This is a genomic window from Chondrinema litorale, assembly GCF_026250525.1.
Taxonomy (GTDB): Bacteria; Bacteroidota; Bacteroidia; order Cytophagales; family Flammeovirgaceae; genus Chondrinema; species Chondrinema litorale.
Genome location: NZ_CP111046.1, coordinates 83157 through 96623, shown reverse-complemented (window position 1 = coordinate 96623; position 13467 = coordinate 83157). Strand labels below are relative to the sequence as shown.

General features: G+C 33.7%; 9 protein-coding genes. 4 read left to right on the top strand and 5 right to left on the bottom strand.

What is annotated here, in order from left to right:
- Window positions 1-909: a type IX secretion system membrane protein PorP/SprF gene (locus OQ292_RS25370; RefSeq protein WP_284686985.1), complete on the top strand. Its 909-nt coding sequence runs from the start codon at window positions 1-3 to the stop codon at window positions 907-909.
- 68 nt (window positions 910-977) lie between these two features.
- Here OQ292_RS25370 and OQ292_RS25365 read toward each other — a convergent pair whose 3' ends face one another.
- On the bottom strand, window positions 978-3272 hold the full coding sequence (locus OQ292_RS25365; protein ID WP_284686984.1) for a ligand-binding sensor domain-containing protein: 2295 nt from the start codon (window positions 3270-3272) through the stop codon (window positions 978-980).
- 285 nt (window positions 3273-3557) lie between these two features.
- Between OQ292_RS25365 and OQ292_RS25360 the strand changes: the two genes are divergently transcribed.
- From OQ292_RS25360 to OQ292_RS25350, 3 genes are read left to right on the top strand one after another with little or no spacing between them, the layout of a single operon-like run.
- Window positions 3558-4727, top strand: a complete 1170-nt coding sequence (locus OQ292_RS25360; protein WP_284686983.1) for an acyloxyacyl hydrolase — start codon at window positions 3558-3560, stop codon at window positions 4725-4727.
- Window positions 4727-7129 (top strand): TonB-dependent receptor, encoded by a 2403-nt coding sequence (locus OQ292_RS25355; protein ID WP_284686982.1) that lies wholly within the window; start codon window positions 4727-4729, stop codon window positions 7127-7129. Before OQ292_RS25360 ends, OQ292_RS25355 begins: the two co-directional genes overlap by 1 nt.
- Before the next feature lie 4 nt (window positions 7130-7133).
- The gene (locus OQ292_RS25350; RefSeq protein ID WP_284686981.1) at window positions 7134-8090 is read left to right on the top strand and encodes a DUF4249 family protein; all 957 of its coding nucleotides are present in this window, start codon (window positions 7134-7136) and stop codon (window positions 8088-8090) included.
- 114 nt (window positions 8091-8204) lie between these two features.
- On the opposite strand, the gene OQ292_RS25345 is transcribed toward OQ292_RS25350, so the two are convergent.
- The 4 genes from OQ292_RS25345 to OQ292_RS25330 form a co-directional block, all read right to left on the bottom strand.
- The gene (locus OQ292_RS25345) at window positions 8205-8927 is read right to left on the bottom strand and encodes a LytR/AlgR family response regulator transcription factor (protein WP_284686980.1); all 723 of its coding nucleotides are present in this window, start codon (window positions 8925-8927) and stop codon (window positions 8205-8207) included.
- Window positions 8917-9975 (bottom strand): sensor histidine kinase, encoded by a 1059-nt coding sequence (locus tag OQ292_RS25340; RefSeq protein ID WP_284686979.1) that lies wholly within the window; start codon window positions 9973-9975, stop codon window positions 8917-8919. Before OQ292_RS25340 ends, OQ292_RS25345 begins: the two co-directional genes overlap by 11 nt.
- Window positions 9976-10033: 58 nt before the next feature.
- Complete coding sequence (locus tag OQ292_RS25335; RefSeq protein WP_284686978.1) at window positions 10034-12166, bottom strand: TonB-dependent receptor; 2133 nt, start codon at window positions 12164-12166, stop codon at window positions 10034-10036.
- A 68-nt stretch (window positions 12167-12234) separates the two neighbouring features.
- Window positions 12235-12972: a hypothetical protein gene (locus OQ292_RS25330; protein ID WP_284686977.1), complete on the bottom strand. Its 738-nt coding sequence runs from the start codon at window positions 12970-12972 to the stop codon at window positions 12235-12237.
- Window positions 12973-13467 lie beyond the last annotated feature (495 nt).

The window sequence follows — 13467 nt, the reverse complement described above, 5'->3', positions numbered from 1 at the left end:
ATGAAAAAGATATTATATTTTTTAATTACTTGTGTGTTTTGTCCTTTTTTAAGTTACGGACAATATTCGGTTGAAAACCGCTTGTTCCAGATGAACAAGTTTAGTATTAATAATGCTTATGCAGGTTTTGATGGCATACCGCGATTGTCGATTACTGGTAGTTATCAAACAAACCGCACAAATGATGAAGCTACCAATTATTTTCATCTGATCAACTTTGATATGCCAGTGGCTACCAATTTGAGTATTGGAACCAGATTTATGCATTTGCAAAAAGGCAATGTGCAAAACATGGTAATTGAGCAATCAATAGGATATAAGCTTGATCTGAATAAGCAACATAAACTGAATTTTGGTTTAGGTTTGGGTATCCAGAAAAACTCATTGGCTACAGATGTATATACTAATAGGTATGTGCAAGCCAATGATCCACTTATAGACCAAGGTAATTACAACGAAACTCAAACTCGTATTGAGTTTGGTGCAGTTTATCAGTTTAAATCATTAGAAGTTTCATTTTCAAGCCCGATGTTGGTTGGTACCGATGGAATTGAACAAGGTTTAAATGCTTATGCAGATTATGATTTTTATTTCAGCGGAGATAAATACCGCTTAACATTAGCCACAATGTATAGTAAAACTGGAGTTTCTGGTATTCAGAATGAAATTTATGCTTCAACTCAATTTGAGTATAACAAAATTATTTGGATACAAGCTGGTTACACAGATTCAGAAATATTGCATGTTGGAAGTGGTGTAAATTTAAAAGCGCTCAACCTCGGATATAACTATAGTATTCCGCTTAGTAATGAGTTACATTCATTGATAAATAATAATCATCAGATCAGTTTGGTTTTTCAATTTAGAAAATTTGCCAGATACAAAAAATTTGGTCGAGTTGAAAGATAGAACACTAGGTACTTAAAATATAGCTCCTAATTTACATAGCCAATTTGTATAATTAGGAGCTTTTATTTTTACATATTATTAGTTTTCGAATTCATATTTTCTGTTGGCGCGCTAATCAATCCATAGTATCGACCCATCCAATAAGGCAACAGCCAAACATCTCCCGCACTAATTAATTGATCACCATTACCTTCTTTATCAAGTTTAAAAATATCTCCATTGTGTCTATGCAATGGCAGTTCTGCAAGAGGTAATAATTCTTTCGTTGTCTGATTTCTAAAGTTCTCAGGAAGCAATTCTATATCTTTTCTATGTGAGTTGTGTACAGCCCAGTTTCTCAGATCCATTGGATAGTTTTTGAGATATAATATTGATGCATCTAAATCAATTTCCTTTTCACCAGTTTGAGAATAAATAAAATTCCATAATGCATTTTTCTCTGGCCTCTCAACCATCCAATGGTCTTTAATACTAGCTTTATATTGTTCTTTTAATTGATTATCAAAAGCATATTGATATAGACCTTGGTATGCCAGAAAATACATTTCATCATCTGAGTGATTCCATTCATGAGAAAGATTTTTGCTCCATTCGTCTTCATCACTAGGGCTAATTTTACTTATTGGTCTCAGTAAATTTTCAAGGTAGCCATCCTTTTCCATCAATTCATAGGCTTTTTCCTTGTACTTTTCTTTACCAGTAAATTTGTATGCTGTTTGTAAAAAGGCAATTATATTGGATGAATACAATCTTCTATCTCCCACATTTGTTGGAAAACTGTTCACGTAATCAGGATTCCATTTTCCCCAAAGTGTTGGCTCACCATCTATATCGATAATATACATGTCATTTTCGACGATGTATCCCATCATGTCATCGAGGCATTTCAATGCTCGTTTTTTCCAATCTTCATCATCTGCCAATTCGAGCACAGCAGTAAGGGCGAATATTTGCCCCACAGCTTGGTCGCTACTAGCAGTTGATCTCCAAGTCCAATTTTCATGATCAGCACCTTGTATCCACATTTTAGCAGGGCTTCCTGTTTCAATTTCTGTCTTTTCCCAACCTTTCTTTTTAGTGTTTACTACAATGTAATCTCTTTCGAAACTTCGTGCAAAAAGACCATCAATATTTGTAATTGTGTGCAAACGTTCCATTGCTTCGAATGCTTCGTAGGCATTCAATTTGGCTTCTTCTGATTCGGTTACTTTGTATCTGTAAAGTTGACTTGCCAAATACATAGCGGTCCATAAATTATCACTTGGTTGATGGTTCATTTTAGCAGAAGCATAGCCATTATCCAAGCTACTTACACTACAGTTAAATCCATAGCGAATATTTTTTTCTCGAACCTGTTTTTCATAAAACATGGCTTTTGCTTCCAGAGTCATTTCTTGTAAAATGATTTTACCCAAACCTTTATCAGTGAGAATTAAGACACTGTTATCTTTACCTTCTGCTAAAGCTGTTACTTCATTTCCCGGTAGCCATCTTTCTCCAGCAAAGTAACTATACTTACCATTTTTGTTTAGCTTAAAAGTTCCTTTAGTACTGCCAAACCAAAGTTCTCCATAAATTTCTTTTACCGTGGTGATTTCTGGCCAAGGCAGATTTTTTATAAGTTTATTTTCTGAGAGAAAGAGATAACCTTCTTTTGTTCCAACAACTACTTTTCCATCAAACAAGGCGGCACTCGTAATTCCATTTCTTTCTAGTAGAATATTTATAGTTTGGTCTTTACTAAACTCTGTGATAGCATTTGGGCTTACTATTAAAAAACGGTTATTGGTATTATCATAAATGAGATTAATTACATCTTTGTAAGAACTCGTCCAAATTTTGTTACCGTTTTCATCAATGAATGCAAGTGTATTTTGATCTGAAACCAGAAAGTTGAAATCACTTCCTTTTGCAAAAACATTGGCTTGTGGCATTTTGTGCTCTATTTGAATTTTACCTGCCCATGCATTACTAAAAATGTATTGATCATCTAGATAAATGGTCTGCCTATCAGCAGTGATGATAGAAGCTATATTTTTTGATTCAAGAGGTGTGTATGAGATGTCTTTTGTTAATTTTCCAGAATAAAATAGATTTCCATTCTCTGGCATAAGTAATCCCTTATCAGATAAGATTCGGATATTTCCATTCCGGTCTTGAGAGATAGATTTCAGTTTGAGGTTTTGTTGCTCTTTGGATAGGTAGTATTTCACACTGTATTCCTGAATGTAAGGAACATCTTGATAAACAGTTTGACCAAGCGAATTTACTTCATTTCCCTTATCTTCAACTGTTGGCATCTTCTTACCACAAGCACTCAATAAAATGGAGAATAACAACAAAAACTCAAATACTTTTTTCATCTTCTTAATTATCAGTAAAGTTATACACACATTTATAGTACTGCCCAAATCAGTAAGAAGACTACTGAAGTGATCTAGAAAATTTTGTTTTGAGGTGAAATTAGAATGATAATTTTAAATAAGTTTTGAGTACATTATTTTCAAATGAGCTTAAGATGCAACCCCAACTCCCAATTTCCTCATATACAAAATACAATACTTTGTCTATAAAATGCACGCAAACTTCTAAAAGCGATTTCAGAGCTGAGAATACTTGTTATCATTAAAAAAAATTCAAACCAGCGAATGAGATTATTTCTAATAGTTAGTGCATTGCTATTTTTCCATTCTTTTCTGCATGCTCAAAGGTTTTTTACAGCTCCTATACAGGGAAAGGATAGAACTTATTTATACAAAAAAGTAAAATTAGATAAAGTATCTACAAATAAACCACTAATAATTATTCTCCATAAAAATGGTAACAATGCCAAAGAGGTATTTTATTTAGATGAGATATGGGCAAATGTAAAGTATGATGCACATTTGGTGTTTCCCAATGCTTATGCCAAGCAATGGAATTGTGAAGATAGTGTTTCCAGTGATGTTGATTTTATTCAGTATATCACAGAAAATCTGTATAAAAGCTTTCTTATAGATAGAAATAGGATTTACTTGATAACAGACGAAAGTAATAGTTGCTTAGTAGAGCAGTTTAACAAAGCGTATCCGGATAAGCTTGCTAGTTTTCAATATCTACCTACAGAGCAGACGTATAATATTACCAATGCCATCAACAATCTTCTAGCAAGTGATCATACAACTGAGACTCAGTATGAGCTTTGGGAGCCTAAGGTTAAAGAAGAACGGCTTTCACCTATAGACTCGCTTATAAAATTCAGTTATCACAAGCGTGTAATGTTTACGCTTCATGGAGGTTTTTTGTCATTAATAAGCGCTGTTAAAACTGAACCCTCCGATGGTATTGATGTAGATTTAAGTGACCATCATACCTATATGGGTTTCGAGATTTCTAAATGGATGAGCGATTCCATCGGTTGGTTTGTAGATTATAGTAAACTCTCGACACCCAAAGAAGAAGCCTCTGGTAAAATGGTAAGAGGTACAATTACCAGTTTAACTGTGGGCTTAAAATACGCTTTCAGTCAATTTAATTACAGGCCATATTTCTTTATTGGTTCTGGTCCTATGTCTGTTACGTCATTTGAAGGGAGCATGGGAGGTAGTATGAATGGCGACCGACGAATGACCTTACATACCACCATAGGTACAGGTCTTGGCTTTCGGTTTAAAAAACGATTTATTGTAGGGAGTGAATTGAGATATATTCATTCCGCAGAGTTTGATGATGCAGGATCAATAACTGCAGTAAGAGGTTTTAATTTAAACTTTAATGTCTCCTACATTTTTAATGCAAAACACCAGAAAACTCTTTTACCATTACTCAACAACAAATAATGAGACTAATCACTTTCAATAAAATAATATGCTTATTCATATTATTTATACTTACCCATAATGTATTTTCTCAGGATAAATTTACCCTGAGTGGTAATGTAACAGATGCTACAACTGGTGAAAAGTTAGTTGGTGTTTCTGTTATTATAAAAGAGATTAATGGGGGAAGCACAACCAATTTAGATGGATTTTATTCTATAAATCTGGCAGCAGGTACTTACAATCTTACTTATAGTTACATAGGCTATCAAAAAACAACAAAGACTGTAAACTTGACTAAAAGTTTTAATATAAATGTTGCATTAGAACAAGCTACAGAAAGATTAGAAGAAGTTGAAATTTTGGCTGAAGATGAGAATAGCTCCATCGATGTACAAAATATTGAGATGAGCGTAAACAAGCTTGATATAAAGGTAATTAAGAAACTGCCTGCCTTAATGGGTGAAGTAGATATTGTAAAAAGTTTACAGTTTTTACCGGGTGTAAGTTCTGTAGGAGAGGGCTCTTCTGGTTTTAATGTAAGAGGTGGAAGTGTTGGGCAAAACTTGGTGCTAATGGATCAAGCTCCATTGTATAATTCTTCGCACATGCTTGGTTTTTTCTCTGTGTTTAATCCAGATGCAGTAGAAGATGTAAAACTTTATAAAGGTGGAATTCCAGCAGATTATGGAGGGCGATTAAGTTCGGTATTAGATGTAAACTTGAAAGAAGGTAATTTAGAGAAAACCGAGGTAAATGGTGGAGTAGGAGTAATCTTTAGTCGTTTAGCAGTAGAGACTCCTATTGTAAAAAATAAAGGTTCTGTTTTAGTTGCTGCCAGAAGGTCTTACATTGATGGACTAACAGCATTGTTCGATGACGATTTTGAAGGGCTAGGCCTCAATTTTTACGATTTAACGCTAAAGAGTAATTATAAACTAGGTAATAAAAGTACCATTTATCTTTCTGGATTTTTAGGAAAAGATAATTTTGGCTTTGCAGAAGATGGTGGATTTAGTTGGGGAAATAAAACTGGTACTTTAAGATGGAATTATAAGTTTAATGATCGGTTTCAGGCTAATGTTTCAGCAGTTTTAAGTAATTACGAGTATCAGCTTTCTTTCGAAGAAGACGAAGAAAATACATATGATTGGACGTCATCCATCACTAATTATAAGATTAAACCAGATTTCAATTATTTTATCTCCGAAAACTCAGAACTCTCTTTCGGTGTAGAAGGCAACTATTACAACTTCGAACCATCAACCACTTACGGTACAAATGATGGTGAATTTATTGATACCAGCTTAGACAGAAAATATGCTTCTGAGTCTGCTGCGTATTTGTCGCATCAATTTAAAATATTCGATGCGATTGAAGTAAAATACGGTTTGAGGGTTTCTAATTTTAGGTTAGTTGGTCCGGGTTCAGCAGCTTTCTATAATGATACTATTCCAGGGCTTCGTAGAACTGTGGTGGAAGAAAAATCTTATAACAGTGGAGAAACAATTGCTTCTTATACTACACCAGAACCCAGACTTGCCATTAAGGTCGGATTGAACAATAATGAGTCTATCAAGATGAGCTATAACCGAATGGCACAATACATTCATTTTATATCAAACTCAACAGCTTCGAACCCACTTAATATCTGGACTCCGAGTTCAAATAATTTAAAACCTACTGTAGGTGATCAATTTGCACTAGGATATTTTAAAGCTTTTAATCATAAAGAAAATGATTATGAGTTTTCGGCAGAAGTTTTTTATAAGAAATCTGAAAATGAGGTTGATTATATTAATGGAGCCGAACTGTTGGGAAATGAATATCTAGAAGGTGAGTTGTTGAGCGGTCTTGGTAGGTCTTACGGATTAGAATTATACTTGCAGAAAAAGACTGGTACTTTTACCGGTTGGGTGAGCTACACATTAAGTAGGTCTGAGTTAAAAGTAGATGGCATAAATAATGGCGACTGGTATTTATCAAGATACGATCAATTGCACAATTTAAAAGTGGTGGGCAGCTATAAATTCAATGGCAGATGGACAATTACTTCGGACTTTGCTTTTGCCACAGGTACGCCAACTACATTCCCGAATCAGAAATATATTTCACAAGGAATTGTAATTCCATATAACTCAGGAAATACTAGAAACAATGTGAGATTAAGTCCATATCACAGGCTCGATCTTTCATTAAGAATGGAAGGTAAAACTCATAAAAACAATGGTAAAAAAAGGAAAGTGAAAGACTATTGGGTATTTTCAATTTATAATGTTTATGCGCATCAGAATGCTTTTTCGATCTATTTTACCCAATCAGATTATCGAGTTTCTACAGGTCAGGTTTTAGGAACCGAAGCACATAAAGTATCAATAATTGGTACCATGGTTCCTTCTTTTTCTTACAACTTTAATTTTTAATAAAATGATAAGTAAACATATATTGGATAAAGCCAAAACCTATTTTTCGTTATGCATAATCTCTTTAGTTTTGATTGCTTGTGATGATGAAATAACAGTAGATACGGGCTCTTCAACTCCGATTTTAAATATAGATGCTTGGGTAAACGATAAATCAGGAGAACAATACATTTACCTCACCACCACGCAAGATTATTTTGATGATGAATTACCTCCTGTGGTTTCTGGGGCAGAAGTCACTATTACAGACAGTGAGCAAAATACTTTTACATTTACTGAAGATACCGACTCAGATGAAGGCGCATATGTGTGGGTTCCAGATAGTACTACAAGCAATTTGGTAGTTGAAGGCAGAACATACACGCTTAGTGTGATTGTGGATGGAGAGGAATTTACTTCAACTAGTACTGCTGGTAGAGTTCCGCAAGTAGATAGTATTAGTATTTATCTTGAGGTAAAAGAAGGTAGAATGAAGGATGAATATATTGCTGAGTTTTGGGCAGTAGACCCAGTAGGAACAGGCGATACTTATTGGATTAAGACTTATAAAAATGGAACATTACTTACCAAACCAAGTGAGCTAAACATTGCTTATGATGCTAGCAAAAACTCTGGTGGATTAGATGGAGTTACTTTTATTTCTAATGTGAGAGAAGGAATTAATGCAAATGAAACAGACGATGATGGATTTAGAGCATCACCTTTAACTTTTCTAGATTCAATTTATGTAGAAATTAATTCGCTCACAGAAGCTTCATTTTCGTATATGTCTGAGGTGATCACCCAAACCAATAAAGATGGTGGTATTTCAGAATTGCTTACTGCCACAGCATTGGCAAATGTCTCCTGCAATATTTATAGTACAGCAGAAAATGGGTCTGAGATAGTCGGCTTCTTTAATGTTTCAACCACATCTGGTTTAGGCAAAAAATTTAGAACTGTAAGTGATTTATCACCTTAAGTTTTCTGCTATTTGATGACAAAAATTTTAGGGGTTATATTCTTCTATAAGGATATAACCTTCTTTAAATTTCTATATATAAATTCTCTAGTTGTACGAAGTGAAAAATTGATTTTAATTCCGTTTCCAAAGTTTATCTCCTACAATGGCATTTAGTACTTTTTCTCTTAGGTTTTTTGCAATTGGAATTACCTTTTCTCTTATGTGCAGCAAGTTGCCTTCTATTCTTTCTACTTTTTCAATAGCAATTATAAACGACTTATGCACTCTTATAAAAGCATTTGATGGTAGTTGTTGCTCTATGCTTTTGAGGGAAATTAAAGCCACATGTGGATTGTTTATATTTTTCATAGAGATTTTCACATAATCCTGCATGGCTTCTATAAACAGAATATCTTCGAATAAGATTTTCACCAAATTCCCATCTTCTTTTATAAAAAAATGATTTTCTGTAGAAGGTTTCGTATTGGTATTTTTCAATTCTATAAGTTCTTTAGCCTTGTTTACAGCACTCATAAAACGGCTAAACGGAATTGGTTTCATTAAGTAGTCAACAGCTTTTAAGTCGTAGCTTTCGATGGCAAACTCTCTATAAGCTGTAGTAAAAATAGTGAGTGGAGGTGAGTCTAACGATTTTAAGAATTCAAGTCCATTGAGCTTTGGCATATTAATATCTAGAAAGATTAAATCAATTTGTTGTTCTTGAATTATCTCATTGGCTATTAGTGCATTTTCACAAAGGCCGACAAGTTCAAGAAAACTCACATCGTTTATATAATCTTCCAATCCTTTTCTGGCTGGAAATTCATCATCTATAACTAGGCATTTAATTTTCATAAACTTTCAATTTTAAATCTACTTCATAAATACCATCAACATCATTTATATTAAGCGTATGTTTGTTAGGATAACTCAGGTCTAATCTTCGTTTTACATTAGCTAATCCTAATCCACCTTTTAAAGGTTCATAATCTTCTGGCTCATAAGAATTTATACACTTAAATCTAAGTTCATCATCTTTAAAGCTTATTTGAACTTTTACGAAAAAATCTAATTTCCCAGAGTTTTTGCTATGCTTAAATGCATTTTCTACAAAAGGAATAAATAGCATAGGAGCAACCTCAATCGACGCCAATTCTTCTTCTTCATCCAGTTCTAAGTTAAAGGCTACTTGGTTTCCGTTCCGGATTTCTTCTATCGCACTAAAGTTTTTTAAATGAGATATCTCTTTAAGTAAAGATACTTTCGATTGACCTATATCATAAATTTGATGGCTAAGTAAATCAGATAACTTTTCTAAAGTTTCCCTAGCTAGCTCAGCAGTTCTTGGTATATGTACATAAATACTGTTGAGTGAGTTAAACAAAAAATGAGGATTTATCTGACTTTTAAGTAATTGTAACTCGGTTTCTAAATTTTTTTTCTTTAGCTCTTCAGCATATTTATCTTTTATAGCTTGCTGTATTATCAGATATGTGCTCATCGAAATCAATACGATTAAAACCACTTCTGTTAGGTTTATAATAAATCCTTCTACAGTAGAAAATAATTCAGCAGCTTCAGTAGCGCCTAAAAATCCAAGCCAAGTAGAAATAATCTGAGTATTGATAAAAGTTACGATACCCATTGTAAGCAATAGCAAAATACTGAACTGTAGATATTTTTGTTTTTCCCAGTATTTTGGAATGATGTAAAAAATATTGAGATAGCTAATACCAGTGTAGAAAATAAAATTGATACTTTGGTTTAGTAAATTATGCATGAGGTTATTATGCCAAACCAAATCTCTAATAGAAAAAACAAGCCAAAGTAAAGCCCAAAATACGATATGATATAATGGAGTTCTAAATATACTGTTTACATCTTTTTCTACTTTCTCACTCATTATATATGTTTTAATTTTTATAAATGTAGCACATCCAATGATTTACTAAAAATCTAGATTAATTACTTTTTTTGTGCTCCATCGAGATAAAAATCCCAAAAAAGATACTTCTCAAACCAGCAGATCTTTTCGCTGTTCGATCCATTCCATCAGGAGAATATTCGTAGCCAAAAATGTTATCTGTATTAAACAGGTTTTTTACAGAAAACACGCAAACCGCAAAGTGTCCCCAAACATTAGTGAGGTAAGAAAAGTCGGCACTAAAGTTATGGTAATTAGGTGTTTGTGCATTCATAAATATCTCTGTAGTTGGATTGTTATATGGCCTACCAGTTGCAAATGCATACCTAGCAGATATTTTACTTCTAATGCTAGAAATCGAATATCGATATATGAGATTTAATGTATGATTTGCGATAAAGTCTGGCGCTGCTTTTATAGGATAATCTCGAAAATACCTTTCAGAATCAATATAAGAATAAGAAATCCAATAATCTGAATTCGGGATTGTCGCTTCATCTCGCCAAAAAAGATCAATGCCTTTTGCATATCCATTTCCACCATTACTGTAGCCAAAGCTCATGGTTTCGGTATTAAACTCCTCTGAATAAGGATCGCCTAATACCAATTGATCGTAGTCTTTGTAATAAACTTCTGTTCTGAAAGTATATCTGTTTTCTTCAATCCATTGGAAATTAGCAATATAATGGGTGGCATTTTCAAAACCAAGACTAGTTTGCCTCCTCAAATAATCTGATTCTGGTTGCTGATAAAACTTGCCATAAGCTAAAGAGACTTGTGTTTTTTCGCCAGTTTTATATGCCATTGAAAGCCTTGGTGCAATGTTTTGTTTATTGATGATGCTATTATTTTCCAATCTAACACCTGCTCTAAAAGCCAATCTATTTCCCAAATGAATGTTTGATTCTGCAAAGAAAGCTTCGTAATTTCCATTTACAGAACTAAAGTATTGATTAAACTGGTAATCGTCATTTTGATGTTGCACTTCTCCACCAAACTTTATATCCATCCCATTATACAGTTCTCTTTCTGCTCTTAGTTTAGCCATAAACATTCGCTCAGTGGCTGGAAATATATCTTTCTCTGTTCCCATATCATCTTCATTAAAATTCAAGGAAACTCCGCTATACAAAATCCACTCTTTGCCCATAGGAAATACCATAGATGCACTGGCAAATAAGTTTTGATTTTTGTTGTAAAACTGTTCTTCACTATTCAAACCATCATAAGAAAGTTTAATGCGAGAATTATCGTAATTAACAAACAATTTAGCCATACTGCCATTATCACCTTCTTTTTGCATTACCAGAGAAGTGCCGAAAGATTCTGGTGCTTTATCCCAGTTTACTCTTTGTTTGTTTACACTGAAGTAAGGCTGTAAGTTGTTATAACGCAAACCGCCAGAAACAGCTAATTCACCAAATTTTCTGTTATGTGTTACACTTGCACCAAGTAAAGGCATAATACCGATATTTGTAGATGGATTTTCGGGTAATTTTTCGCTATCTAGAATGAGAACAGAAGATAAAGCCTGACCATATTCCGCAGAATATCCACCCGTACTAAAAGCCACTCCACTAAATAAAAAAGGAGAAAACCTACCTCTTTGAGGAATATCGGGCACATCACTAAAAAAAGGTTTATTCACCAACATACCATCTATTATAGTTTTGGTTTCTGAAGCAGTACCACCTCTTACAAACAATCCGGATTCGTTACCCACTTGTTGAGCACCAGGTAAACTTTGCAAGGCCGCATAAATGTCTGCTTGTGAACCCGGAGTTTGAACCACATCTAGCGGTTTTAATACAACGGATTGTTTTTTATCTGAAACCTCAAACGAACCAGCCGAAATCTCAACTGTTTGTAATTCATTTGAATTCGATTTCAATTTTATTTTTAGTTCTATATTGTCTCCTTCTAATGTTAGCGATTTTTGATACTTTTTATATCCGATATAACTCACCACCAATTTTACTCCACCAGTTGCTTCGGTTGTAAAGCTAAATTTACCAGATTCGTTACTGACAGATCCATCATAAATTTGATCTAAATAGACATTGGCATAAGCTACCGGATTATCTTTTTCATCAGTAATAATTCCTGATATTTTGGTTTGCCCAAAAGCTTGCAGGCTAAAAAATAGGAGAAGAAGCGTGATAGTTTTCATGAATTTATGAAGAGTTGAAGCTCTGGAAATTGACACCAGAGCCAAATATTTGAGAGGATATTGAGGTATTATATTTTAGAAGAAAGAGATGCCAATCTTTGATTTTCGGGAAACTCTTTTAAACCTTTATTTAGGAATATTTTAGCCTGATCGTAATTTTCTTCTCGTAGGTAAAAACTCACTAACATATAATAAACCTCATCTCTTCCCCAAGTTGGTGCAGCGGCTTCATCTATAGTTTTGTCTGGTAGGCTCAATGCTTTCAAAAATTGAGATTCTGCAATTTTTCCGCCTCCGTACTCTTCAGGAGTATAAAAATCACTTGAACCTGACTGCAAATAAGCTCTTAAATTGTTATCATTCAGTTTTAGCGATTTCTTAATATTAGTGTTGACTTTTGCACTCAAATTCATAGCCTTTGATGGATTGATGCTAATATTGATACCTAAAGCACGAGCCAATAGCGCATATTCTTCAGTATTTTTATCTTTAATTTCTTCTAATATATTAATGGCTTCATCCATTGTTTGTGAAGCAGCTTCGTTGTCGCTTTCAGAAGACTTCATATAATAGAGACTTAAATCAATCTTCGCATTAGCGAGCCAATATTTTGCCCAAGGGTTTTCCTCACTTTCAACAGCAGTTTCTAATTCTGAAATCACTTGCATTAAAGGATCATCATCCGATTGCATAAAGCATTGCCCAAAAGCTTGATAAATTTTATCTTCAATCCCATCAAAAGAGCTTTGAGAAAAAGCAGTAATAGTTAAAAAGAAAGAGAAAAAAATACTTAAAATAAGTTTCATGTTATTCGTTTTTTGAGTTCCATTAAAATTTATATGATAATGATAAGGCGATAAGGTATTCTCAAAAAACAGAATGGATGACTAGTACTGAATAGTAGATAATCGGACGTGGATAGTCGACTTACTACCTATATAAATTTGGGTTTCTGGCTTTATAACAATGGCAGGCTTAAATTATAATTCCTATTTGTATAGCATTATGCTTTCTAGCTTTGCGAGTAAGCTCTAAGGTATTAATGAATTTCTGATTTGCAAATATCTTTCGATTTCTATTAATTTGTGCTTGTTATGAAAACACAAAGAAACTCCTTTCATTTCACCTTTCGAAACATTAAAAATAGGGACTCTTACCACTATTGCTAATAGCTTTTTTCTTCTGATTTTCAGTCTTGACACAATTCGTTAATTACGACTAGTATATCTAAATAATATTACTAGATCGCAATAAAGAATTTTTAAATGTCGGCATTTAGACCATTGGTCTATGGCTTTGCT

What these genes read in the sequence shown, in the direction of transcription:
- OQ292_RS25370 (WP_284686985.1), top strand. Translation starts at nt 1, where the DNA reads ATGAAAAAGATATTATATTTTTTAATTACTTGTGTGTTTTGTCCTTTT.
- OQ292_RS25335 (WP_284686978.1), bottom strand. Translation starts at nt 12,166, where the DNA reads ATGAAAACTATCACGCTTCTTCTCCTATTTTTTAGCCTGCAAGCTTTT.
- OQ292_RS25340 (WP_284686979.1), bottom strand. Translation starts at nt 9,975, where the DNA reads ATGAGTGAGAAAGTAGAAAAAGATGTAAACAGTATATTTAGAACTCCA.
- OQ292_RS25355 (WP_284686982.1), top strand. Translation starts at nt 4,727, where the DNA reads ATGAGACTAATCACTTTCAATAAAATAATATGCTTATTCATATTATTT.
- OQ292_RS25365 (WP_284686984.1), bottom strand. Translation starts at nt 3,272, where the DNA reads ATGAAAAAAGTATTTGAGTTTTTGTTGTTATTCTCCATTTTATTGAGT.
- OQ292_RS25360 (WP_284686983.1), top strand. Translation starts at nt 3,558, where the DNA reads ATGAGATTATTTCTAATAGTTAGTGCATTGCTATTTTTCCATTCTTTT.
- OQ292_RS25345 (WP_284686980.1), bottom strand. Translation starts at nt 8,927, where the DNA reads ATGAAAATTAAATGCCTAGTTATAGATGATGAATTTCCAGCCAGAAAA.
- OQ292_RS25350 (WP_284686981.1), top strand. Translation starts at nt 7,134, where the DNA reads ATGATAAGTAAACATATATTGGATAAAGCCAAAACCTATTTTTCGTTA.
- OQ292_RS25330 (WP_284686977.1), bottom strand. Translation starts at nt 12,972, where the DNA reads ATGAAACTTATTTTAAGTATTTTTTTCTCTTTCTTTTTAACTATTACT.